This window comes from Microbacterium indicum DSM 19969, assembly GCF_000422385.1.
Classification (GTDB): Bacteria; Actinomycetota; Actinomycetes; order Actinomycetales; family Microbacteriaceae; genus Microbacterium; species Microbacterium indicum.
The window spans coordinates 522,893-544,782 of record NZ_AULR01000001.1 but is presented as its reverse complement, the minus strand read 5'-3'; the positions used below and the strand labels follow the sequence as shown (position 1 = coordinate 544,782).

At 70.8% G+C, this 21,890-nt stretch carries 23 protein-coding genes, 2 rRNA genes and 1 pseudogene; 20 read left to right on the top strand and 6 right to left on the bottom strand.

Going from position 1 to position 21,890, the window contains the following annotated elements; translation table 11 throughout:
• Both H576_RS0102565 and rrf read left to right on the top strand, forming a co-directional pair.
• Positions 1 to 191, top strand: a 23S ribosomal RNA gene (locus H576_RS0102565); the annotation flags it as partial.
• 141 nt (positions 192 to 332) lie between these two features.
• Positions 333 to 449 (top strand): 5S ribosomal RNA (rrf, locus tag H576_RS0102560).
• 119 nt (positions 450 to 568) lie between these two features.
• Here rrf and H576_RS0102555 read toward each other — a convergent pair.
• Positions 569 to 1,717, bottom strand: a complete 1,149-nt coding sequence (locus tag H576_RS0102555) for an acyl-CoA dehydrogenase family protein (RefSeq protein WP_029149620.1) — start codon at positions 1,715 to 1,717, stop codon at positions 569 to 571.
• 329 nt (positions 1,718 to 2,046) lie between these two features.
• Between H576_RS0102555 and nrdH the strand changes: the two genes are divergently transcribed.
• From nrdH to H576_RS16555, 6 genes and pseudogenes are all read left to right on the top strand, one after another.
• Positions 2,047 to 2,280 carry a glutaredoxin-like protein NrdH gene (nrdH, locus tag H576_RS0102550; RefSeq protein WP_029149619.1) on the top strand — a complete coding sequence of 78 codons (234 nt, stop codon included), beginning with the start codon at positions 2,047 to 2,049 and terminating at the stop codon, positions 2,278 to 2,280.
• 32 nt (positions 2,281 to 2,312) lie between these two features.
• A complete protein-coding gene (gene nrdI, locus H576_RS0102545) occupies positions 2,313 to 2,741 on the top strand; it encodes a class Ib ribonucleoside-diphosphate reductase assembly flavoprotein NrdI (RefSeq protein ID WP_029149618.1) in 429 nt (142 codons plus the stop codon).
• On the top strand, positions 2,723 to 4,885 hold the full coding sequence (nrdE, locus tag H576_RS0102540) for a class 1b ribonucleoside-diphosphate reductase subunit alpha (protein WP_036318691.1): 2,163 nt from the start codon (positions 2,723 to 2,725) through the stop codon (positions 4,883 to 4,885). Before nrdI ends, nrdE begins: the two co-directional genes overlap by 19 nt.
• A gap of 30 nt (positions 4,886 to 4,915) precedes the next feature.
• Positions 4,916 to 5,890 carry a class 1b ribonucleoside-diphosphate reductase subunit beta gene (gene nrdF, locus H576_RS0102535; RefSeq protein ID WP_029149616.1) on the top strand — a complete coding sequence of 325 codons (975 nt, stop codon included), beginning with the start codon at positions 4,916 to 4,918 and terminating at the stop codon, positions 5,888 to 5,890.
• 395 nt (positions 5,891 to 6,285) lie between these two features.
• Positions 6,286 to 6,408 (top strand): annotated as a pseudogene (locus tag H576_RS17410) (hypothetical protein); the annotation flags it as partial.
• Positions 6,408 to 7,040: a diacylglycerol/lipid kinase family protein gene (locus H576_RS16555; RefSeq protein WP_156888100.1), complete on the top strand. Its 633-nt coding sequence runs from the start codon at positions 6,408 to 6,410 to the stop codon at positions 7,038 to 7,040. The pseudogene H576_RS17410 and the gene H576_RS16555, both read left to right, overlap by 1 nt.
• A gap of 6 nt (positions 7,041 to 7,046) precedes the next feature.
• On the opposite strand, the gene H576_RS0102525 is transcribed toward H576_RS16555, so the two are convergent.
• Positions 7,047 to 7,874 (bottom strand): ribokinase, encoded by an 828-nt coding sequence (locus tag H576_RS0102525; protein ID WP_036318688.1) that lies wholly within the window; start codon positions 7,872 to 7,874, stop codon positions 7,047 to 7,049.
• 78 nt (positions 7,875 to 7,952) lie between these two features.
• Between H576_RS0102525 and H576_RS0102520 the strand changes: the two genes are divergently transcribed.
• The 8 genes from H576_RS0102520 to H576_RS0102485 all read left to right on the top strand — a co-directional run bounded on the left by H576_RS0102520 (position 7,953) and on the right by H576_RS0102485 (position 14,050).
• Positions 7,953 to 8,915, top strand: a complete 963-nt coding sequence (locus H576_RS0102520) for a nucleoside hydrolase (RefSeq protein WP_029149613.1) — start codon at positions 7,953 to 7,955, stop codon at positions 8,913 to 8,915.
• A 69-nt stretch (positions 8,916 to 8,984) separates the two neighbouring features.
• Entirely contained in the window at positions 8,985 to 9,230 is a 246-nt protein-coding gene (locus H576_RS0102515; protein ID WP_029149612.1) for a twin-arginine translocase TatA/TatE family subunit, read from the top strand.
• Between the two features lie 105 nt (positions 9,231 to 9,335).
• Positions 9,336 to 10,367: a Gfo/Idh/MocA family protein gene (locus H576_RS0102510; RefSeq protein WP_029149611.1), complete on the top strand. Its 1,032-nt coding sequence runs from the start codon at positions 9,336 to 9,338 to the stop codon at positions 10,365 to 10,367.
• 37 nt (positions 10,368 to 10,404) lie between these two features.
• Entirely contained in the window at positions 10,405 to 10,656 is a 252-nt protein-coding gene (locus tag H576_RS14075) for a Dabb family protein (RefSeq protein ID WP_051172062.1), read from the top strand.
• A 47-nt stretch (positions 10,657 to 10,703) separates the two neighbouring features.
• Positions 10,704 to 11,720 (top strand): LacI family DNA-binding transcriptional regulator, encoded by a 1,017-nt coding sequence (locus H576_RS0102500; protein WP_029149610.1) that lies wholly within the window; start codon positions 10,704 to 10,706, stop codon positions 11,718 to 11,720.
• Positions 11,721 to 11,751: 31 nt separating this feature from the next.
• A complete protein-coding gene (locus tag H576_RS0102495; protein WP_036318686.1) occupies positions 11,752 to 12,237 on the top strand; it encodes a heme-degrading domain-containing protein in 486 nt (161 codons plus the stop codon).
• 55 nt (positions 12,238 to 12,292) lie between these two features.
• Entirely contained in the window at positions 12,293 to 13,231 is a 939-nt protein-coding gene (locus H576_RS0102490) for a coiled-coil domain-containing protein (RefSeq protein WP_036318682.1), read from the top strand.
• A gap of 27 nt (positions 13,232 to 13,258) precedes the next feature.
• Positions 13,259 to 14,050: an alpha/beta fold hydrolase gene (locus H576_RS0102485; RefSeq protein WP_029149607.1), complete on the top strand. Its 792-nt coding sequence runs from the start codon at positions 13,259 to 13,261 to the stop codon at positions 14,048 to 14,050.
• Here H576_RS0102485 and H576_RS0102480 read toward each other — a convergent pair whose 3' ends face one another.
• Positions 14,051 to 15,520 carry a CitMHS family transporter gene (locus tag H576_RS0102480; protein WP_051172060.1) on the bottom strand — a complete coding sequence of 490 codons (1,470 nt, stop codon included), beginning with the start codon at positions 15,518 to 15,520 and terminating at the stop codon, positions 14,051 to 14,053. It abuts the gene before it with no gap.
• Positions 15,521 to 15,657: 137 nt separating this feature from the next.
• Between H576_RS0102480 and H576_RS0102475 the strand changes: the two genes are divergently transcribed.
• A complete protein-coding gene (locus tag H576_RS0102475) occupies positions 15,658 to 17,274 on the top strand; it encodes a sensor histidine kinase (RefSeq protein WP_029149605.1) in 1,617 nt (538 codons plus the stop codon).
• Entirely contained in the window at positions 17,271 to 17,912 is a 642-nt protein-coding gene (locus H576_RS0102470; protein WP_029149604.1) for a response regulator, read from the top strand. Before H576_RS0102475 ends, H576_RS0102470 begins: the two co-directional genes overlap by 4 nt.
• Positions 17,913 to 17,916: 4 nt before the next feature.
• Here H576_RS0102470 and bcp read toward each other — a convergent pair whose 3' ends face one another.
• The 3 genes from bcp to aroA all read right to left on the bottom strand — a co-directional run bounded on the left by bcp (position 17,917) and on the right by aroA (position 20,907).
• The gene (bcp, locus tag H576_RS0102465) at positions 17,917 to 18,390 is read right to left on the bottom strand and encodes a thioredoxin-dependent thiol peroxidase (protein WP_029149603.1); all 474 of its coding nucleotides are present in this window, start codon (positions 18,388 to 18,390) and stop codon (positions 17,917 to 17,919) included.
• Positions 18,391 to 18,508: 118 nt separating this feature from the next.
• Positions 18,509 to 19,561: a ribosome small subunit-dependent GTPase A gene (rsgA, locus tag H576_RS0102460; RefSeq protein ID WP_029149602.1), complete on the bottom strand. Its 1,053-nt coding sequence runs from the start codon at positions 19,559 to 19,561 to the stop codon at positions 18,509 to 18,511.
• Positions 19,558 to 20,907, bottom strand: a complete 1,350-nt coding sequence (aroA, locus tag H576_RS0102455; protein WP_029149601.1) for a 3-phosphoshikimate 1-carboxyvinyltransferase — start codon at positions 20,905 to 20,907, stop codon at positions 19,558 to 19,560. The genes rsgA and aroA overlap by 4 nt, the downstream gene beginning before the upstream one ends.
• Before the next feature lie 110 nt (positions 20,908 to 21,017).
• On the opposite strand from aroA, the gene H576_RS0102450 reads away from it, so the two are divergent.
• On the top strand, positions 21,018 to 21,623 hold the full coding sequence (locus H576_RS0102450; RefSeq protein WP_051172058.1) for a sigma-70 family RNA polymerase sigma factor: 606 nt from the start codon (positions 21,018 to 21,020) through the stop codon (positions 21,621 to 21,623).
• Positions 21,620 to 21,874 carry an anti-sigma factor family protein gene (locus H576_RS0102445; RefSeq protein ID WP_029149599.1) on the top strand — a complete coding sequence of 85 codons (255 nt, stop codon included), beginning with the start codon at positions 21,620 to 21,622 and terminating at the stop codon, positions 21,872 to 21,874. Before H576_RS0102450 ends, H576_RS0102445 begins: the two co-directional genes overlap by 4 nt.
• Positions 21,875 to 21,890: the final 16 nt, after the last annotated feature.

Sequence of the window (21,890 nt, the reverse complement as noted above, 5' to 3'; positions counted from 1 at the left end):
GCATGGCTGGTTGGCTACGTTCGGGATGGATAACCGCTGAAAGCATCTAAGCGGGAAGCCGGCCTCAAGATGAGACTTCCATGGCCTTCGGGCTGTGAGGCTCCCAGCAGACTACTGGGTTGATAGGCCAGATGTGGAAGCACGGTAACGTGTGCAGCTGACTGGTACTAATAAGCCGATGACTTGATAACACTTCGTTTTTGTTTGTTCGCGTCCACTTTGTGGTTCTCAGGGTACGATCGTTGTGCTCGTGAGAGTCTGATAATTCTAATAGTGCTTATGCCTGTTGGAACACGGTTTTCCCACTGCTTTTGTGGTGTGGTGATGAGTGTTTCGGTGGTTATAGCGAGAGGGAAACGCCCGGTCACATTCCGAACCCGGAAGCTAAGCCTCTCAGCGCCGATGGTACTGCAAGGGGGACCTTGTGGGAGAGTAGGACACCGCCGGACTTAACTTGAGGAAAAGGCCACCCGATGACGGGTGGCCTTTTCTGCGTTTCGGGGGAGAACCGACTCCGCGCTTCCGCGCAGAGACGCTTCTCCCCCGAAATCGCGCCCGCGGCGCGCGCTCAGTCGAGCCAGACCGCTGCCGCCGTCTGGCGTGCCGCGTCGGTCGACGACGGGTGGAACCCGCCCGCGCGGACGTCGCGCGAGAGGCGCGCGAGCTCGTTCCCGTTGCGGAACGATGCCCCGCCGGCGACGAGCAGCGCCGCGTCGACGATGCGGGCCGCCGTCGTGACGGCGCGCACCTTCATGCCCGAGAAGAGGGCGAAGGCGCGCGATCCCCATGCGGCGTGCTCGTCGAGCCCGCGCATGAGCGCGGAGAGCTCGAGCACGAGCGCGTCGTGGGCGATCGCCGCCTCGCCGACGCGGTCGCGCACGACGGGATCCTCGCTCTTCGCGAGCCCCGTGCGCTTCGAGGCGCGCGAGCGCGCCGCCTCCGCCGCGAGCTCGAGCGCGCGCTGCGCGACGCCGGTGTAGACCGACGCCACGAGCAGCGAGAAGGCGGCGAAGATCGCGTACTGCAGCAGGTCTGAGCCGGGTCCGGGCGCGACGCGTCGCACGATGCGGTCGGCGGCCGCCTCGGCCCCGCGGAGCTCGGTCGTGCGGCTCTGCGTGCCGCGCATACCCAGGGTGTCCCAGTCGTCGTGGGTGACGACGTCGTCGGAGCGCTCGAGGAAGGCGAAGACGAGCTCGGGGTCCCCGCCCGCGGCGTCGAGCCCGTGCACGCCCAGCCGCGTCCAGATGGGCGCGAGCGACATGAAGATCTTCGTGCCCGTGAACGCGTACCCGCCGCCCGGCAGGCGAACGGCGTCGGTGCCGCTCGCGAAGAGCATGAGCTCGTTACCCGGCTCGCTGATGCCGAAGGCGAACACCTCGCCGGACGCGGCCTCCTCCTCCACGAAACGCAGGCTGTGGTCGCCGCGCTCGCGGAGGATCTTCGCGGCCGCGGTCCACACGAGGTGCATGTTGATCGCGAGAGCCGTCGCAGGCGCCGCCGTCGCGAGGCGCTGCTGCAGGACGGACGCCTGCTCGAGGCTCAGGCCCGCGCCGCCGGCGGATCCGTTGACGAGGATCCGCAGGTATCCGGCATCGCGGAGCTCCGCGAGGTCCTCGTCGGGGAAGGCATTGTCGCGATCGACCTGGTCGGCGCGGGAGCGGATCCGCTCGAGGAGGTCGTCGGGCAGGTGGTCACGGGGGTCGAAGGGGGGCGACATGAGCCCAGCCTAGGGACGCGAGAGGGGCGCGGCGCGACACGCCGACCGGCGCATCCTCAGGCGTTCGGATGTCGGTGGTCGTGCGTACCGTCGGGGGTGTGGAGAACGACTCCGCGGGGCCCGAGAAGCGCGCGATCTCGCGGTTCTCGAGGGCTCTGTGCTGTGGACGGACCCGTGCAGAAGGGTGTGGACAGGGCGTGGAGAACTGTGGAGAATGACAGAGATGTAACTACTACACCTAGTGGTGCCCCCGTAGGTGCGCCCCCATATGTAGTATTGAAGTCCCGGCGGCGCTCCGCTGGCACAGACATCGATCCGGAGGGGAAATCATGGCGATCACCGTCTACAGCAAGCCTGCCTGCGTGCAGTGCAACGCGACCTACCGTGCGCTCGACGCGAAGGGCATCGAGTACGAGGTCACCGACGTCACCGAGAACGCTGACGCGCTCGAGCAGGTCAAGGCCCTCGGCTACCTGCAGGCTCCCGTCGTCATCGCCGACGAGGAGCACTGGTCGGGCTTCCGCCCCGACAAGATCGACGAGCTCGCGGCTCGTCTCGCGTAACAGGCGCTGACGCGGCGAGAGAGGAAACGATCATGACCGCGACGGCGACAGAGGCGGAGGCCCCGCATCTGGTCTACTTCTCGAGCGTCTCGGGCAACACCGCCCGATTCGTCGAGAAGCTCGGCTTCCCGGCCGAGCGCATCCCGCTGCATCGGGGGGACGACCCGCTCCGGGTATCGGAGCCGTTCGTGCTCGTCCTCCCGACGTACGGCGGAGGAAACGGCGAGGGCGCGGTCCCGAAGCAGGTGATCCGCTTCCTCAACGACGAGAGCAATCGCCGCTGGATCCGCGGTGTCATCTCCACGGGCAACACCAACTTCGGCGAGGCGTACTGCATCGCCGGCGACATCATCAGCCGAAAGTGCCAGGTTCCGCTCCTGGACAGAGTCGAGCTCTTCGGCACCCCAGAAGACGTAGATCGCGTGAGCGAAGGATTGGACACATGGTGGAAGGAACTCTGACCGCGGAGCGGTTCGACTTCAAGAGCAACCCCGCGTTCGATGGGATGGACTACCACTCCCTCAATGCGATGCTGAACCTGTACGACGCGAACGGGCAGATCCAGTTCGACGCCGACAAGCGAGCGACGCGCGAGTACTTCCTGCAGCACGTCAACCAGAACACGGTGTTCTTCCACTCGCTGCGCGAGCGCCTCGACTACCTCGTCGAGAAGGAGTACTACGAGGGCGCCGTCATCGACAAGTACGAGTTCTCGTTCATCGAGAAGCTCAACGAGCACGCCTACGCGCAGAAGTTCCGCTTCGAGACCTTCCTCGGCGCGTTCAAGTACTACACGAGCTACACGCTCAAGACGTTCGACGGCAAGCGCTACCTCGAGCGCTTCGAGGACCGCGTCGTCATGACGAGCCTCGCGCTCGCCGACGGCGACGAGAAGCTCGCCTGGAACCTCGTCGACGAGATCCTCTCGGGCCGCTTCCAGCCCGCGACCCCGACCTTCCTCAACGCCGGCAAGGCGCAGCGCGGCGAGCTCGTCAGCTGCTTCCTCCTGCGCATCGAGGACAACATGGAGTCGATCGCCCGCTCGATCAACTCGGCGCTGCAGCTCTCGAAGCGCGGCGGCGGCGTGGCGCTCCTCCTCTCGAACATCCGCGAGGCCGGCGCCCCGATCAAGCAGATCGAGAACCAGTCGAGCGGCATCCTCCCCGTCATGAAGCTGCTCGAGGACTCGTTCAGCTACGCGAACCAGCTCGGCGCGCGTCAGGGCGCGGGCGCGGTGTACCTCAACGCGCACCACCCCGACATCATGAAGTTCCTCGACACCAAGCGCGAGAACGCCGACGAGAAGATCCGCATCAAGACGCTCTCGCTGGGCGTCGTGGTGCCCGACATCACGTTCGAGCTCGCGAAGAACGACGAGGACATGTACCTCTTCTCGCCCTACGACGTCGAGCGCGTCTACGGCGTGCCCTTCGGCGACATCTCGGTGACCGAGAAGTACCGCGAGATGGTCGACGACCCGCGCATCAAGAAGACGAAGATCAACGCGCGTCAGTTCTTCCAGACCCTCGCCGAGGTGCAGTTCGAGTCGGGCTACCCGTACGTCATGTTCGAGGACACGGTGAACGCGGCCAACCCCATCAAGGGCCGCATCAACATGTCGAACCTCTGCAGCGAGATCCTGCAGGTGAACACGCCCACGACCCTGAACGTCGACCTGTCGTACGACCAGATCGGCAAGGACATCAGCTGCAATCTCGGTTCGCTGAATATCGCGCTGACGATGGACGCCGAGAGCCTCGGCCGCACCGTCAACACGGCCGTCCGCGGCCTCACCGCCGTGAGCGACCAGTCCGACATCGAGTCGGTGCGCTCGATCGCCGACGGCAACGACCGCTCGCACGCGATCGGCCTCGGCCAGATGAACCTCCACGGCTACCTGTCGCGCGAGCGGATCTTCTACGGATCCGAAGAGGGCGTCGACTTCACGAACATCTACTTCTACACGGTGCTCTTCCACGCCATCACGGCGTCGATGGAGATCGCGCGCGAGCGCGGCGTCTCGTTCGAGGGCTTCGCCGACTCGAAGTACGCGTCGGGCGAGTTCTTCGACAAGTACACCGAGCAGGAGTGGGCGCCCGCGACGGCCCGCGTCGCCGAGCTGTTCGCGCAGCACCACATCCCGACGCAGGACGACTGGCGCGAGCTCAGGGCCCAGGTCCAGAAGCACGGCATGTACAACCAGAACCTGCAGGCCGTCCCGCCGACCGGCTCGATCTCGTACATCAACAACTCGACGGCGTCGATCCACCCGATCGCCTCGAAGATCGAGATCCGCAAGGAAGGCAAGCTCGGTCGCGTGTACTACCCGGCGCCGTTCATGACGAACGACAACCTGGAGTACTACCAGGACGCGTACGAGATCGGCTACCAGAAGGTCGTCGACACCTACGCCGCCGCGACCCGGCACGTCGACCAGGGCCTCTCGCTCACGCTGTTCTTCCCCGACACGGCGACGACGCGCGACATCAACAAGGCCCAGATCTACGCCTGGCGCAAGGGCATCAAGACGATCTACTACGTGCGTCTGCGCCAGATGGCACTCGAGGGCACCGAGGTCGAGGGCTGCGTCAGCTGCACGCTCTGACCGCGCCGACCGGGAACTGACAGGAACAACATGGTTGAGAAACTCCAGCTGCTCGACACGGTCCAGGCCATCAACTGGAACCGCATCGAGGACGATAAGGACGTCGAGGTGTGGAACCGCCTCACGAGCAACTTCTGGCTGCCCGAGAAGGTGCCGCTGTCGAACGACGTGCAGTCGTGGAACACGCTCACGGAGGCCGAGCAGAAGCTCACGATGCGCGTGTTCACGGGCCTGACCCTGCTCGACACGATCCAGGGCACCGTCGGCGCCGTCTCGCTGATCCCCGATGCGCTCACCCCGCACGAGGAGGCCGTCTACACGAACATCGCGTTCATGGAGTCGGTGCACGCGAAGAGCTACTCGTCGATCTTCTCGACGCTCTCGAACACCCCCGACATCGATGCGGCTTTCCGCTGGTCGGTCGAGAACCCGAACCTTCAGAAGAAGGCTCAGATCGTCATGGACTACTACCGGGGCGATGAGCCGCTCAAGCGCAAGGTCGCCTCGACCCTGCTCGAGAGCTTCCTCTTCTACTCGGGCTTCTACCTGCCGATGTACTGGTCGAGCCACGCCAAGCTGACCAACACCGCCGACCTCATCCGCCTCATCATCCGCGACGAGGCCGTGCACGGCTACTACATCGGCTACAAGTTCCAGAAGGGGCTCGAGAAGGTCGACCAGGCCAAGCGGGACGAGCTCAAGGACTACACGTTCTCGCTGCTCTACGAGCTCTACGACAACGAGGTGCAGTACACGCAGGACCTCTACGACACCGTCGGCCTGACCGAGGACGTCAAGAAGTTCCTGCACTACAACGCCAACAAGGCCCTCATGAACCTGGGCTACGAGGCGATGTTCCCCGCGACGGTCACCGACGTGAACCCGGCGATCCTGTCGGCCCTCTCGCCGAACGCCGACGAGAACCACGACTTCTTCAGCGGGTCGGGCTCGTCGTACGTCATCGGCAAGGCCGAGACGACGCAGGACGAGGACTGGGACTTCTAGAAATTTTCTGAAGCACTTCGGCTGAAAAGCCTGGTCAGAGGCCCGGATTCGCGAAATCTCGCGGGTTCGGGCCTTGTTCGTGCCCTCTGTTCGAAGACAGAGGAGAACAGAAATGATCAGGAATATCCATTCAGTGGGGCACGCAGGGGGCACGCGTGCACCTTCGACGTGGGCAAGGAGGTGCGATCCGAACCGCATCGGGGTTCCGCCGACACCCGACGCCGTGTCCCATCGTGCCCTTCGAAGTGAACGCAGTGACTCAACCTCCGCGGAATACTGCGGATCTCTGGGCCTGCGTAACGTGAGGTGCACGGAGGGGCACGACGGTCCGCGAGCGGCTGTTCGAGCCCACGGGAGGCCATCATGAGCACGGTGAACCGCGAGGCCGGGGGCTCTTGCGTAAGCTCCCGTCGGGTCGTTGGCAGGCCCGCTATCCCGCGCCAGATGGCGAGATGAATCCAGCGCGAACCGAGGACGACAGGGCGCTTACGTTCGTGACGAAGACCGATGCGCGGAAATGGCTCGCGCTCACGGGCGTCGACCGGATCCTCCAGGGCTGGGCCGTGCTCGGCCTGCCGGCCCAGGACAGCAACAAGCGCGCGGCGATCGTCTGCAACCCCACCAAGGTCCTCGACTTCGCGCTGTTCGGCCGCCGCGTCGAGTCGGAGCTGCAGCGCGCGCGGGGTGGACCCCCCTCCGGCTCGAGACCGAGCACGACGACTCGGGTGTCCGCATGGCGCGGGACGCCGTGGCTGCGGACGTCGACGTCGTCATGGTCGCGGGCGGCGACGGCACGGTGCGGGTGGTCTGCCAGGAGCTCGCGGGGACGGGCGTGCCGGTCGCGCTGATCCCGGCGGGGACGGGAAACCTCCTCGCGCGGAACCTCGGTGTCGCGCTCGACGTCATGGTCGCCGCCCCCTCGGGGCTCCGCCAGCTCGTCCAGATCGCGAGCGGCATCGCGTGGGGAGCGCACGTCGATCCGCTCACCTACGGGCAGGCCCGCACCGTCGAGATCGTCGGCGACCAGCCCGTCGCGTGCCAGCTCGACGGCGACTACGAGGGAGAGTCCGCCTTCTTCCGCGCCGAGGTGCTCCCCGGAGCCCTCAGGGTGATGCTCGACGCGGACGGGGCACGCCCCTGGGCGCGGTGACGGGGGTCAGCCCGCGACGTAGTGGTCGAGCGCCTTGAGCGCGGGCTGGCTCGACGGATCCTCGACCGCGGTGGCGCCGACGGCGCACGCGGCGGACAGGGCCGCCTCGTCGGACAGCCCGCGGCGAAGCGCGATCGTGAGGGCGGCGCAGAAGGCGTCGCCGGCGCCCACGGTGTTGACGGGGAGCGCCGGCAGCGCGGGCACACGGGCGACCTCGCGGCCGTGCTCGAACATCGCGGCGCCCGCCTCGCCGTAGGTGACGGCCACGCGGGCAGCCCGCGCGAGCTCGGGCAGGAGCTCGTACTCGGTCTCGTTCACGATGAACAGGTCGACGCGGTCGACGACGCCCGCGGGCAGGTGCTGCGCCGGGGCCGCGTTCACGACGAAGAACGCGGGCCGTGCGTCGGCGATCGCAGCCACGGTGTCGAGGGGGATCTCGAGCTGCGTCAGGACGACGTCGTCGGGCCCGATCGAGAGGTGATCCGGCGTGACGCGCGCATTGGCCCCGGGCGCCACGATGATCTGGTTCTCACCCGCGGCGTCGACGCCGATGAGCGCCGTGCCCGTGGGCGCACCGACCGTCCGCACGGCGTCGGCGTCGACGCCGGACGCCTCGAGATCGGCGAGCGACCGGGATCCGTCGGCGTCGTCGCCCACGGCGCCGATCATCCGCACCGCGGCGCCGAGCCGTGCCGCCGCGACGGCCTGGTTCGCGCCCTTGCCGCCCGGCGACCGGGTGAGCTCGCCCCCGCCGACGGTCTCGCCCGCCGCGGGAAGACGCTCGACGCGGGCCGTGACGTCGACGTTGATGCTGCCGACGACGGTGAGGGGCATGGGGGAGTGGTTCACGAGAAGCCTCTTACGCGCGTGGCCATAGGATCTGAGTTCCGAAGCTACCCGACAAGGATCCGCATGAGCCTGCCCGCGCGCCCCACCTACCTCGACTGCGACACCGGAATCGACGATTCCCTCGCACTCGCCTACCTGCTGGCGACGCCGGCCGCGCGCCTCGTCGGGATCGGCACCGTGAGCGGCAACACCGACGCGACGCAGGCGGCGCGCAACACGCTCGACCTGTGCGGGCTCGCGGGGCGCGACGACATCCCCGTCGCGATCGGGCGCACCGACTTCCTCGCGCGCCCCTACGACGGGGGAGCGCCTCACGTCCACGGCGCGAACGGCATCGGGGACGTCGAGCTGCCGCGGTCGGAGGGTCCGGTCGACGCGCGCTCGGCGGCCCAGCTGCTCATCGACCTCTCGCGCGAGCACGCGGGGGAGCTGCGGATCGTCGCGATCGGCCCGCTCACGAACCTCGCGGTCGCGCTCGAGGCGGATCCCACGCTCCCGGAGCGCGTCGCCGACATCACCATCATGGGCGGCGCCGCGCTCGTCCCCGGCAACATCAGCCCGGTCGCCGAGGCGAACATCGGCAACGACCCCGAGGCCGCGGCCCGGGTCATCGCGGCCGACTGGGACGTGACCCTCGTGCCGCTCGACGTCACGATGGCGAACCCGTTCGAGGAGTCGCACCGCGCCGAGCTGCTCGCGAGCGACAGCCCCATCGCGCGTGCCGTCGGCGAGGCGCTCGACTTCTACTTCGACTTCTACGTCCCCGAGTACGGCCGCCGCATGAGCGCGCTTCACGATCCGCTGGCCGCCGCGATCAGCACGGGCGGCGTGATCCCGTCGCTCGCGCCCCGGGTCCCCGTCTCGGTCGACGCGACCGACGGGCCCGGCCGCGGGCAGACGATCGCCGACCTGCGGGGCCAGCGCGTCGCGCCGCGCGACCACGACGGCGTGCGCACCCGGGTCGTGCTCGAAGCCGAGGGCGACGTCGCGCGGCATCTCGTCGATCTCGTCACAGCGCGCGCCTGACGGGTCCACAGCCCGTTCCTGCGCGGGGAGGGTTACGCTCGGGGTGCACTTCTCCGAATCGAGGACCCCATGCCCGCTCTGTTCGAGCACCCCATGCAGCTGCTGCTGATCCTGGCGATCGTCCTGCTGATCTTCGGTGCGTCGCGCCTTCCCGCCCTTGCGAAGGGCGTCGGCCAGTCGATGCGCGTCTTCCGAAGCGAGCTGCGGGCCGGAGCCGACGAGCAGGCCGCGGCCGCCGCGACCACCGCCGCCGCGCCCGAGCAGAGCGCCGCCGCGCCGCTCGCGGCTGAGCAGGCCCCCGACCAGCGCGCCTGAGCCCGTCTGCGGCGGATCTCCGCCGGGGACGGGTCGCGTCTCGCCGCGCGTTTGGAGCGATCCAAGCGAGTCACCCCCCCCAACGTGTCGGCGAAAGGTCGCCGCATGTCCGTCCAGATCCCCCAGCCCCGCCTCATCGATCCGGCGTCCGTGCCGGCGCTCCGCTGGGGCGTGATCGGGACCGGCATCGCAGGCCGCTTCGTGCACGCGATCCACGCCCACACCGCGCAGCGCGCCGTCGCCGTGACGGCCCGCGACGCGGCGAAGACCCGGGCTTTCGCCGACGAGCACGGCATCGCGCGCGTGCACGACTCCGTCCCGGCGCTCCTCGCCGACCCGGACGTCGACGTCGTCTACGTCGCGACGCCGCACCCCCTGCACCGCGAGCAGGCGCTCCAGGCGATCGCGGCGGGCAAGCATGTCCTCATCGAGAAGCCCATCGCGATGTCGGCCGACGAGGCGCGTGAGATCCTCGCAGCGGGCCGTGCCACCGGGGTGCTCGTCGCCGAGGCGATGTGGACCCGCCGCCTCCCGCAGGCCGACGTCATCCGGCAGGTGCTCGAGAGCGGAGTCCTCGGTGAGGTCTCGCTCGTCCGCGCCGACTTCGGCTTCGTCGCGCCCGAGCTGCCGGAGCACCGCCTCTGGAACCCCGAGCTCGGCGGCGGCGCGATGCTCGACGCCGGCGTGTACCCCGTCTCGTTCGCTTCCTCGGTGCTCGGCGCGCCATCGGTCGTCCGCGCGATCGGCACGGTCGCCGAGACCGGCGTCGACGCGAGCGCGAACGTCCTCCTCGCGACCCCGTCGGGCGCCGAGGCCGTTCTCTCGACGTCGCTTGTCGCGTCACTGCCGGTCGAGGCGTCGATCCACGGATCGCTCGGGCGGCTCGAGGTCCTGAGCCCCTTCTTCGGACCGTCGGGGATCCGGCTCGTCCTCGGGGCGCTCGGATCCGAGGCGACCGCCGTCTGGCGCGACGAGACCTTCGAGGCGATCCACGACGGCCTCGGCTGTCAGGCGACGGCGTTCGCCTCGTACGTCGGCCGGGGCCTCCTCGAGTCGCCGGTCCACCCGCACGACGAGGTCGTCTCCGTCATGGTGACGATCGACGAGGTGCTCCCCCAGATCGCCGCGGCGTCCTGACCCGCAGCCTGACCCCGGCTCGCACAGGAGAAGCACGATGCCAGACATCCAGCACACCGTCGCCTTCCGGCTCGTCCACGCGCCGGGTTCCCCCGAGGAGGAGGCGTTCCTCGCCGACGCCCGCGCGACGCTCTCGGCGATCCCCGGGACCGCCGACTTCGCGATCAACCGGCAGGTGAGCGCGAAGAGCGCGTTCGCGTGGCAGTTCACGATGCGCTTCGCCGACGAGGCCGCATACGCCGCCTATGACGAGCACCCCGCGCACGTCGCGTTCGTGCGGGACCGCTGAGTTACCGAGGTCGAGGCCTTCGAAGAGCCCGACTTCGTGCGGGCCTGATGACGAGTTCGGCGCGGAGCGCGGAGGGCCGCCGCCCGACGATGCGCGACGTCGCCGCCGCGGCCGGCGTCTCGCAGCAGACGGTCTCGCTCGTGCTCCGCGGCGAGCCCGGCCCGAGCACCGCGTCGCGCGAGCGGGTGCGGCGCGCGGCCGAGGAGATCGGGTACCGCGCGAACGTGTCGGCGCGCCTGCTGCGGCGGCGGCGCTCGCGCCTCATCGGCATGCTGTACGCCGCGGGGAACACCTTCGAACTGCGGGTCGTCGAACGCCTCATGGAGCGCGCCGCCGAGGCGGGGTTCGACGTCGTTCTCGGCCCCGTCACGGGCGTGCGCACGACCGAGGTCGTCGTCTCGCAGTTCCTCGAGCAGCGCGTCGAGGCGCTCGCCTGCTACAACCCGGATCCCGCCTCGCCCGCGTTGCGCAGCGCGATCGCGTCGATGCCCGTCGTGTGGATGGGCGAGCACGCCGGCGACCCGCGCGTCGACGCCGTGCGCACCGACGACGATCGCGGCCTCGAGCTGCTCGTCGAGCACCTCGTCGAGCGCGGACACACGCGGATCGCGTACGCGGGAGGGTCCGTCGGGATCGTGGGCGCCGATCGAGCGCGGGCGTACCGCGCCGCGATGGCGGCACGGGGCCTCCCGACCGACGAGATCGACGTGGGCTTCGGCGAGGAGGACGGCGCGCGCGCCGCGCGGGACCTCCTCGCGCGCGACGAGCTACCGACGGCGGTCATCGGGTGCAGCGACCACTGCGCGGCCGGCCTCATGGGCACCCTCGTGCGCGCGGGCGTGCGCATCCCCGACGACGTCTCGATCACGGGCTACGACGACAGCGACGTCGCGGCGCTCTCGTACCTCGACATCACGTCGGTGCGGCAGGACGTCGACCTCACGGTCGATGCCGCGCTCGCCGCGATCCTCGGGCGCCTCGCGGATCCCGACGCCGCGCCGCAGGACCGCGCGACGGCCGCGTCGCTCACGACGCGATCCTCGACGGGACCCGCCCGGGCCTGATCACACCGTCGCCATCCGAGAGGAAGACACCATGACAGAAGACGAGAAGCGCGAGATCGAGGCGCTCGCCGGCGAAGACGCGCGTGTGCGATTCGCGCGGTTCGAGCACGACGACGCCCTGGCGGTCGGGCAGCGGATCATCGCGCTCGCCCGCGAGCGGGGCCTGACGATCGCCGCGTCGGTCTGGCTCGGCCAGCAGCTCGTGTTCCACGGCGCGCTCGCCGGCACCTCGGCAGACAACGACGGCTGGATGATCCGGAAGGTCGCGACGGTCCGGCGCTATGACGCGAGCTCGCAGCTCGTGCGCCGGCGCTGGGCGACTGCCGGGGTGACGACCGCCAGCGAGGCCCTCGGCCTCGACCCGCTCGTCTACACGCTGAGCGGAGGCGCCGTGCCGATCCGCATCGGCGCGACCCAGGTCGGCGTCGTCGTCGCCTCGGGAGTGGACGACGAGGTCGAGCACGCGCTCGTCGTCGAGGCACTCAAGGAGCACCTCGCGCTCTCGGGCGCGCGCTGATGGGCGCGGGCGGGGCGGCGTGCCCGGCGGCTCCGGATCCGGCAGGATCGTTCGGGTGACCATGATCGATCCGCGTACAGCCCTCGCCGAGGCCGAGACGGCCGTCGCGCAGGCCCATCGACTGGACGCGCTCGCCGCGGCGCAGCAGAAGCAGGTCGACGCCGCGGCGCGGAGCGTCGCGGACGCGCGCCGGGAGCTCGACGCGGAGGCGAGCGACGTCGACCGCCTGGAGCGGATGTCCTTCGCCTCCGTCCTCGCCGCGCTGCGCGGCGATCGCGACGATCGCCTCGCGCGGGAGAAGGCCGAGCGCGATGCCGCGCGGTTCCGCCTCGAGGCCGCGTCCGGCCTCGAGGCCGAGCTCGCCTCTCGCCGCGCCGAGACGCTGCGCCGGCGCGCCGATCTCGGCGACGTCGATGCCGCGCTCGACGAGGCGCGGCGCGCGACGCAGGAGCTGATCCTGCGCCACGGCGCCGCGGGCGCCGAGGAGCTCGAGGGCCTCCTCCGCAGGGCGGCGCTCCTCGAGGTCGAGCGGGACGAGGTCGGCGAGGCGATCGCCGCGGCCCGGGCAGCGCGCGGCCCGCTCGACGCCGCGGCGGCTGCGCTCGCGCGCGCGGGAGGCTGGTCGGCTTACGACATCGTCGGCGGCGGCTTCATCGCCGACCTCGTGAAGCGGTCCGAGATGGACGGCGCCGCCGACAGCCTCCGCGCGGCCGACGTCGCGCTGCGGGCGCTGTCCGCCGAGCTCGCCGATCTCGGCTCCGGCGCGGCCTCCGACCTCGGAGACGGCGACATCGTGAGCGCGTTCGACCTGTGGTTCGACGACATCTTCTCGTCGTGGGCGGTGCACGGCCGGATCACGGACGCCCAGGCCCGGGTCGGCGAGGCGCGGCAGGCGGTCGCGGCGATCTCCGCGCGCCTCGCCGAGCAGGCGCTCGACGTCGCGAAGGCCATCGCCGACGTGGAGGACCGCCGCGCCCGCATCCTGCGGGCGTGAGCGCCATCCATGCGGGAGAATAGAGGAATGCCGCTTCCTCTCGTGACCGAGATGCCCGAACCGCAGTACGTGATGTCGCCCGACGGGATCCGGATCGCGACGTACTCGTGGGGCGACGAGGATCAGCCGACGGTCATCGCGGTTCACGGCTTCGCGTCGAGCGCCAAGGACAACTGGGCCGCGACGGGGTGGGTGCGCGATCTGCAGAGCGCCGGCCTGCGCGTCATCGCGATCGACCAGCGCGGCCACGGGGCGAGCGAGAAGCCCACGGAGGCGACCGCCTATCGCATGGGCGCGCTCGTCGCCGACGTCGCCACCGTCATCGACACCTACACGCTCGAGCAGGTCCGCTACCTCGGGTACTCGCTCGGCGCGCGCGTCGGCTGGCACGTCCTCAAGACGCTGCGCGAGGACGAGGTCGAGCGGGCGGTCCTCGGCGGGATCCCCGACGGCAAGCCCCTCGGACGCCTCGACCTCGACCAGGCGCGCGCCTACGCCGACCACGGCGTCGAGGTCACGGATCCCGTCACCCGCAACTACGTCACGCTCGCCGATCGCGTGCCCGGCAACGAGATCCGCGCGCTCGTCGCCCTCGCCGAGGGCATGCGCTTCGACCACGCCGACCCCGACCTGGGGGCGCCGCCCCACCAGCCGCTGCTCATCGCCGCGGGCTCGGAGGACCGGATCCTCGAGGACGCGCGCGGCATCGCCGACCGCACGCCCGGCGCGGGCTTCCTCGAGATCCCGAAGCGCCATCACTTCAACGCGCCGGGCGCCCGCCCCTTCCGCGAGGCGGGCGTCGCGTTCCTCGCGGCCTGATCAGCCGAGGGGAACGGCTCCGACGACGACGCCGATCACGAGCATCACGAGCGACACGATGAGGGCGCGCCACAGCACCTTCTTGTGGTGGTCGCCGAGGTTGACGCTCGAGAGCGACACGAGAAGCAGGATCGCCGGGACGAGCGGCGACTGCATGTGCACGGGCTGGCCGATGATCGACGCGCGCGCCATCTCGACGGGGTCGATGCCGTAGGCCGAGGCGCTCTCGGCGAGCACGGGGAGGATCCCGTAGTAGAACGCGTCGTTCGACATGAAGAAGGTCATGGGGATCGACAGCAGCCCCGCGATCACGGCGAAGAACGGGCCGAGCGCGTCGGGGACGACCGTGACGACCCAGTCGGCCATCGCGGTCACCATGCCCGTGCCGTCGAGGACGCCGACGAGGACGCCCGCTGCGAGGACCATCGACACGACGCCGACGATGCTCGGCGCGTGCGCGACGATCTCCTTCGACTGGTCCTTGAGCCGCGGGAAGTTGATGACGAGGGCGACGCCCGTGCCGATCATGAACACGAACGGCAGGGGGAGGATGTCGATCACGAGCAGCACCATGACCGCGACGGTGAGGACGAGGTTGACCCAGATGAGGCGCGGGCGCAGGGTGTCGCGGCCCGGGTTGAGCATCGTGTCGGCCATCGCGGTGTCGCGCTCGTCCTCCGCGATGCGCACGGGGGCCGTCGCGCCCGCGCCCTTCACCGTGACGATCCCGCGGGTCGCGAGCGAGGCGCGGGCCCCGGGACGGGATCCCGATCCGCTCACGAGCGCGGGGACGCGCAGGCCCAGCTTGCCGGCGCGCGTCGTTCCGCCCGGGCGGTCGGCGGTGGGCAGCTCGATGCGGCCGATGCGGCGGCGCTCGGCGAGGCCGAGGAACCAGGCGAGGCCGAAGGCGACGACGAGGCCGCCCGCGAGCGACGGGAGCATCGGCACGAAGACGGCCGAGGGCTCGACGCCGAGAGCCGTCGCGGCGCGCACCGTGGGCCCGCCCCACGGCACGATGTTGAGCGTGCCGTTGACGAGACCCGCGACGCAGGTCAGGACGACGGGGCTCATGCCGAGCCGCAGGTAGACGGGCAGGAGCGCCGACGTCGTGATGATGAAGGTCGTGGATCCGTCGCCGTCGAGCGAGACGGCTCCCGCGAGCAGCGCCGTGCCGAGCACGACCTTCGCGGGGTCGTTGCCGACGACGCGCGTCACGAGGCGGATGAGCGGGTCGAAGAGCCCCACATCGATCATGAGCCCGAAGAACATGATCGCGAACATGAGCAGCGCCGCCGTCGGCGCCATGTCGGAGATCGCGCCCATGACCATGTCGCCGAGGCCGAGACCGGCCCCCGCGAAGAGCCCGAAGATCGTGGGCACGAGGATCAGGGCGACCATCGGCGTGAGCCGCTTGGTCATGATGAGCGCCATGAACGCGAGGATCATGGTGAAGCCGAGGATGACGAGCATGAGACGTCCTTGTCTGCGTTCGTTCCGGCGCGGTCGATCCACGCCCAGGACGACGCTAGGGATCCGCCGCCCGCGGCCGCGGGTATCGCGCATTGCGCGACTTGTGCGCGTTCTGCTCACGCGCCCATACTGGGGCGATGCGCTTCGCGACGCGGATCCTCGTGACCCAGATCCTGGCCGCCGCCGCGATCGTCGCGATCTGCCTCGCGGCGTTCTTCGGGTTCGGCGTGTTCCAGCTGCGCCAGGAGGCGTCGGCGATGGGCCTCGCGATCGCGCGCTCGGTCGCGAGCGACCCCGACGTGCAGAGCGTCGCCGCCGAGTACGCGGGGCAGACGGATCCCGACCCCGCCGAGCTGCGCGACGGGATCCTGCAGGCCCAGGCCCAGGACGTCGCCGACCGCACGGGCGCGCTCTTCGTCGTCATCGCGAACGACCGCGGCCGCCGGCTCGCGCACCCCGACGCCGACGAGCTCGGCGGGGAGCTCAGCACCCCGTACGGCGACGTCCTCGCGGGCGAGGAGGTCGTCGACTGGGAGACGGGGACCCTCGGGCTGTCGGCCCGGGCGAAGGTGCCGATCGTCGACGAGGCGACGGGATCCGTGATCGGGGAGGTCAGCGTCGGCTTCGCGCCCGCCCGCGTCTACGGCGGCCTGCCGGCGATCGGCGCGCTCGTCGCCGGGATCGCGGCCGTCGCCCTCGCGGTGGGCGCGATCGTGGCCGTGCTGATCCGCCGTCGTCTCGAGCGCCTCACCCGCGGCGTGCAGCCGGACGAGATCGACGCACTGCTGCAGAGCCGCGCGGCGGTGCTCGGCGGGGTGCGCGACGGCGTCGTGCAGGTCGCGCCCGACGGCGTGATCCGCGCATGCAACGACCAGGCGACAGCGATCCTCGAGCTCGCCGGCGACCCGACGGGACGGCGCTATCGCAGCGCGGGCCTGCCGCAGCGCCTCGTGCGGCAGATCGAGGGCGCGCTCGCGGGCGATGCGCTCGCCGAGGGGGAGCTCGTGCTCGACGAGCGCGTCGCCTACGTCGAGGTGCGCGGAACGGCGGGCCGGGGCGCCGTCGCGGTGCTGCGCGACCGCACCGACGTCGTCGCCCTCGCGCAGCGCCTCGAGTCCGTGCGGGCCGCGACGGGCGCGCTGCGGGTGCAGCGGCACGAGTTCGCCAACCGCATGCACGCGGCGCAGGGCCTCCTCGCGGCGGGGCGCGTCTCGGACGCCGAGGAGCTCATCGCCGAGTTCGTCGAGCGCGGCGCGGTTCCCGAGGAGGCGGCGTTCGCCGTCGGGGATCCGTTCCTCCAGTCGTTCCTCGTGTCGAAGGCCAGCGAGGCGGCGGAGCGCGGCGTCTCGCTGAGGATGTCGGACGACACCTTCGTGCGCGGCTCGGTCGTCGAGCCCGAGGACGTCGCCGCCGTGATCGGCAACCTCGTCGACAACGCCGTCGTCGCGGCGGTCGCGGGGGAGGAGCCCCGGTGGGTCGAGGTCGCCCTGCTCGACGACGGCGACACGCTCGCCCTCACCGTGACCGACTCGGGCGCGGGCGTCGCGGATCCCGAGAACGTCTTCGAGAACGCGCGGGCTCGCGAGGACGAGGAGGGCGACGCCGTGCACGGGAGGGGCATCGGGCTTCCGCTCGCTCGCCGCTTCGCGCGCCGGCGCGGGGGATCCCTCCAGCTCGTCGCCGCCCGCGGCGAGGGGCACGGCGCCGTGTTCGCGGCGCGGCTTCCCGGAACGATGCGAGAGGACACCCCATGACCGACGAGCTGCGCGTCCTCATCGTCGACGACGACTTCCGGGTCAGCGGGATCCACCGCGACCTCGTCGACGACCACCCGCGCTTCGCGGCGCTGCCGCCCGTGCGCGACGCCGCGTCGGCCCGCCGCGCGATCGCCGAGATGGCCCCCGACCTGCTGCTGCTCGACGTGTTCCTGCCCGACGGCGACGGCATCGCGGTGGGGCAGGAGGCGGGCGTCGACCGCTTCATCCTCAGCGCCGCGAACGACGGCGCGACGGTGCGCCGGGCGCTCGGATCCGGCGCGCTCCAGTTCCTCGCGAAGCCCTTCGCCCCTCGCGAGCTGCACGATCGCCTGAGCGGCTACGCCCGCTTCCGGAACATCGTCGCGGCCGACGCGCTGCAGCAGGACGACATCGACCGCGCGCTCGCGGCCGTGCGCGGGGGCGCCGCGCCCGTCACGGCGTCGGGCGACACCCGCCAGCTCGTCTTCGCGGCCCTGGGATCCGGCGAGGCGTCGGCGAGCGACGTCGCGGCGGTGACGGGGATCTCGCGGGCGACGGCGCAGCGGCACCTCGCGGCGCTCGCCGCGGCGGGCCGGATCCGGGTGTCGCTGCGGTACGGGGCGACGGGCCGCCCCGAGCACCGCTACGCGCTGTAGCCGATCAGTCGATGCCGAGCTCGCGGCGCAGGCGGGCGACGTGGCCCGTGGCCTTGACGTTGTACTTCGCGAGCGCGACGACGCCCTCCTCGTCGATCACGAAGGTCGACCGGATCACGCCCTCGATGATCCGGCCGTAGTTGTTCTTCTCGCCCCACACGCCATACGCGCGGTGCACGGCGGCGTCGGGGTCGCTCAGCAGTGGGAAGGTCAGGCCGTCGCGCTCGGCGAAGCGGGCGAGCTTCTCGGGCTCGTCGCGCGAGACGCCGACGACGTCGTAGCCCGCGCCCTGCAACGACGCGATCGAGTCGCGGAAGTCGCACGCCTCGGTCGTGCAGCCCGGCGTCATCGCGGCCGGGTAGAAGTACAGGACGACCTTGCGGCCGCGGAGGCTTGCGAGCGTGACCTCGTCGCCGTCCTGGTTCCGGAGGGCGAAGTCGGGGGCTGTGGATCCGGTCTCGAGGCGCGTGGTCGTCATCCGTCGATTTTACCGGGAGGGCGGCGCCGGGCCCGCCGAGATTCTGACGATGAGCCGACTCCGTGCGCCGCCGCCCGGATCGTCAGAGGCTCGGCGCATCGCCAGAGTCTCGGGAGGCTCAGCGGTCCCAGGGGTCGTCGCGCGATGCGAACGTCTCGAGGAGCATCTGCAGCGACTGGACGCGGTCGCTCGGCAGGGATCCCGCCGCCACGGCCTCGTTGAGCGCGCAGTCGGGGGCGTCGGGCAGGTGCGTGCACCCGCGCGGGCAGTCTCCCGCGACGGCGTCGAGGTCGGGGTACGCGCGCAGGATGTTGTCGGGATCCACGTGCCCGAGCCCGAAGGAGCGGACGCCGGGGGTGTCGATGACCCACCCGGATCCCGCGTCGGAGCGGAAGCGCAGCGACTCGGTCGACGACGACGTGTGGCGGCCGCGCCCCGTGACCTCGTTGACGTGCCCCGTCGCGCGGTCGGCGTCGGGCACGAGGGCGTTCACGAGGGTCGACTTGCCGACGCCCGAGTGGCCGACGAAGACCGTCGAGCTGCCGACGAGGGCGTCGCCGATCTCGGCGATGGGCCACTTCCCGGGCGCCGAGAGGAACACCCGCAGGTCGTCGATCCCCGCGAAGTGCGCGAGGAACTCGGAGGGATCCGCGAGATCCGTCTTCGTCACGACCATGAGCGGGCGGATCCCCGCGTCGAGCGCCGCGACGAGGTAGCGGTCGACGAGGCGGGGCCGCGGCGGCGGGTCGGCCGCCGCGACGACGATGAGCATCTGGTCGGCGTTCGCGACGATCACGCGCTCGACGACGTCGGTGTCGTCGGCGCTGCGGCGCAGGAGCGAGGTGCGCTCCTCGATGCCGACGATGCGGCCGAGCGTGCCCTCGTCGCCCGAGGTGTCGCCCACGACGCGGGCCCGATCGCCCGTCACGATCGGCGTCTTGCGCAGCTCGCGGGCGCGCGAGGCCGTGATCTCGTGCTCTCCCTCGTCGCCCTCGTCGAGCAGCACGCGATAGCGCCCCCGGTCGACGCCGAGGACGCGCCCGATCACGGCGTCGTCGTGGGCCGGCCGGCGCTTCGTTCGGGGCCGGTTCGCCTTGGGGTTCGGGCGCACGCGGACATCGGACTCGTCGTAGAGCTCGTCCTCGTCGTCGAAGTCCCCCAGCCAGCTCACGCGGCGGCGTCTCCCGCGAGCATCTGCTCCCACAGCCAGGTGAACTGCGGCATCGTCTTGCCCGTCGTGCCGATCTCGTCGATCACGACGCCGGGAACGCGCAGGCCGATGAGCGCGCCCGTCGTCGCCATGCGGTGGTCGTGGTGCGCCTTCCACTCGCCGCCGTGCAGCGGGGCGGGGACGATGCGCAGGCCGTCGGGCAGCTCCTCGGCCTCGCCGCCGAGCGCGCGGATCCCGCTCACGAGCGCCGCGATGCGGTCGGTCTCGTGGCGCCGGATGTGGCCGATCCCCGTGAACGACGACGGCGAATCGGCGAACGCCGCGATGCCGACGAGCGTGGGGGTCAGCTCGCTGACCGCCGACAGGTCGAGGTCGACGCCGTGGATCGTCTGTCCCGCCGAGACCGTGACGGCGCCGCCGCGCCGCGAGACGCGAGCCCCGAGCAGGCCGAGGATCTCGGTGAGGCGGCCGCCCGGCTGCGTCGAGTGCGCGGGCCAGGCGGGGATCGTCACGGTTCCGCAGGCGACCATCGCGGCGGCGAGGAACGGCGCCGCGTTCGACAGGTCGGGCTCGATCGCGATGGCCTTGGCGCGTGGGACGGCCGCGGGCACGATCCACTCGGACTCGGACGGCTGCTCGACGTGCACGCCGCGGCGCGCGAGCGTCTCGAGCGTCATCTCGATGTGCGGGAGGCTCGGAAGCGTCTGGCCGACGTGCTTGAGGTGCAGGCCGACGTCGAAGCGCGGCGCCGCGAGCAGCAGGCCCGAGACGAACTGGCTCGACCCGGAGGCATCGATCTCGAGCTCCCCGCCGCGCACCTGGCCGTGGCCGCGCACCGTGAACGGGAGGCTCCAGGATCCGCCGTCGTCGATGTCGATGCCGAGGTCGCGTAGGGCGCGGATCATGGCGCCCATCGGGCGGTGCAGCGCCGACGCGTGCGCCGTCATGTGGACCTCGCCGTCGACGAGGCCGAGGAGCGGCGCGACGAAGCGCATGACGGTTCCGGCCTGGCCGGTGTCGATCTCGGTCCCGCCGGTCAGGTGCTTGGGAGGCGTGACGACGACGTCGGGCCCGAACGGGCTCTCGCCGGGGACCTGCTCGATCCCGACGCCGAGGGCGCGCAGGGCGCGGCCCATCGCGCGCGAGTCGTCGGAGTGGAGCGGGGAGGAGACCCGGCTGGATCCGTCGGCCAGGGCCGCGAGGACGAGCTCGCGGTTGGTGAGCGACTTCGATCCGGGCACGGCGACGGAGGCGCTGAGCGGCTTCGCTGCCGTCGGCGCCTCGTACGGCCCTCGGGGGGCCTCCGTCGGAACGGTGGATGTGGGGGAATACCCGCGCATGCTCATCGCGTTCCACCCTAGTGACACTCGAGAAGAGGTGACGGATGACGCAGACGGCGTGTGTCGAGGTGGATTCCCGGCTAGAGGATCTGCTCCCGAGCGTAGGCTGGGACCTTATGGACGATGCGCCCCTGGACGACGTGCCCACGGATCCCCGCGCGCAGTTCGAACAGCAGGCCCTCCCGTTCATGGATCAGCTCTACGGCGCCGCCATGCGCATGGCGCGCAACCCGCAGGACGCCGCCGATCTCGTGCAGGACACGTTCGTGAAGGCGTTCGCCTCGTGGCACACCTTCCGGCAGGGCACCAACCTCAAGGCGTGGCTCTACCGGATCCTCACGAACACGTACATCAACGGCTACCGCAAGAAGCAGCGCGAGCCGTTCCACAGCGCGATCGACGACCTCGAGGACTGGCAGCTCGGCGGCGCCGAGTCGACCACCGCGACGTCGAGCCGCTCGGCCGAGGTCGAGGCGATCGACCGCATGCCGGCGTCGGCGGTCAAGGACGCGCTGCAGGAGATCCCCGACGACTTCCGCATGGCCGTGTACCTGGCCGACGTCGAGGGGTTCGCCTACCAGGAGATCGCCGACATCATGAAGACCCCGATCGGCACCGTGATGAGCCGTCTGCATCGTGGCAGGCGGCTGCTGCGCGACAAGCTGAGGGGATACGCGGCTGAGCGAGGGATCGCCGCCGCCGAGCAGGGAGCGAAGAAATGAACGACTGCGGATGCGAGAGCGCCCGTACCGACCTCGAGGCGTTCGCGCGGGGCGAGCTCGACTGCTGCGCGACCGCGGCGTCGGAGCTGCGCGCGCACATCGAGACCTGCGACAGCTGCCGCGGGGAGGTCGACGTCGAGCGCGCCCTGACGGTCGCGATCTCGCGCGCGTGCTCCGACGAATCGGCGCCCGTCGACCTGCGCGCCCAGGTGATCGCCGCGCTCCACTCGCAGGTGCGCGAGCCGCGCTGAGCCGCCGCGGATAGGC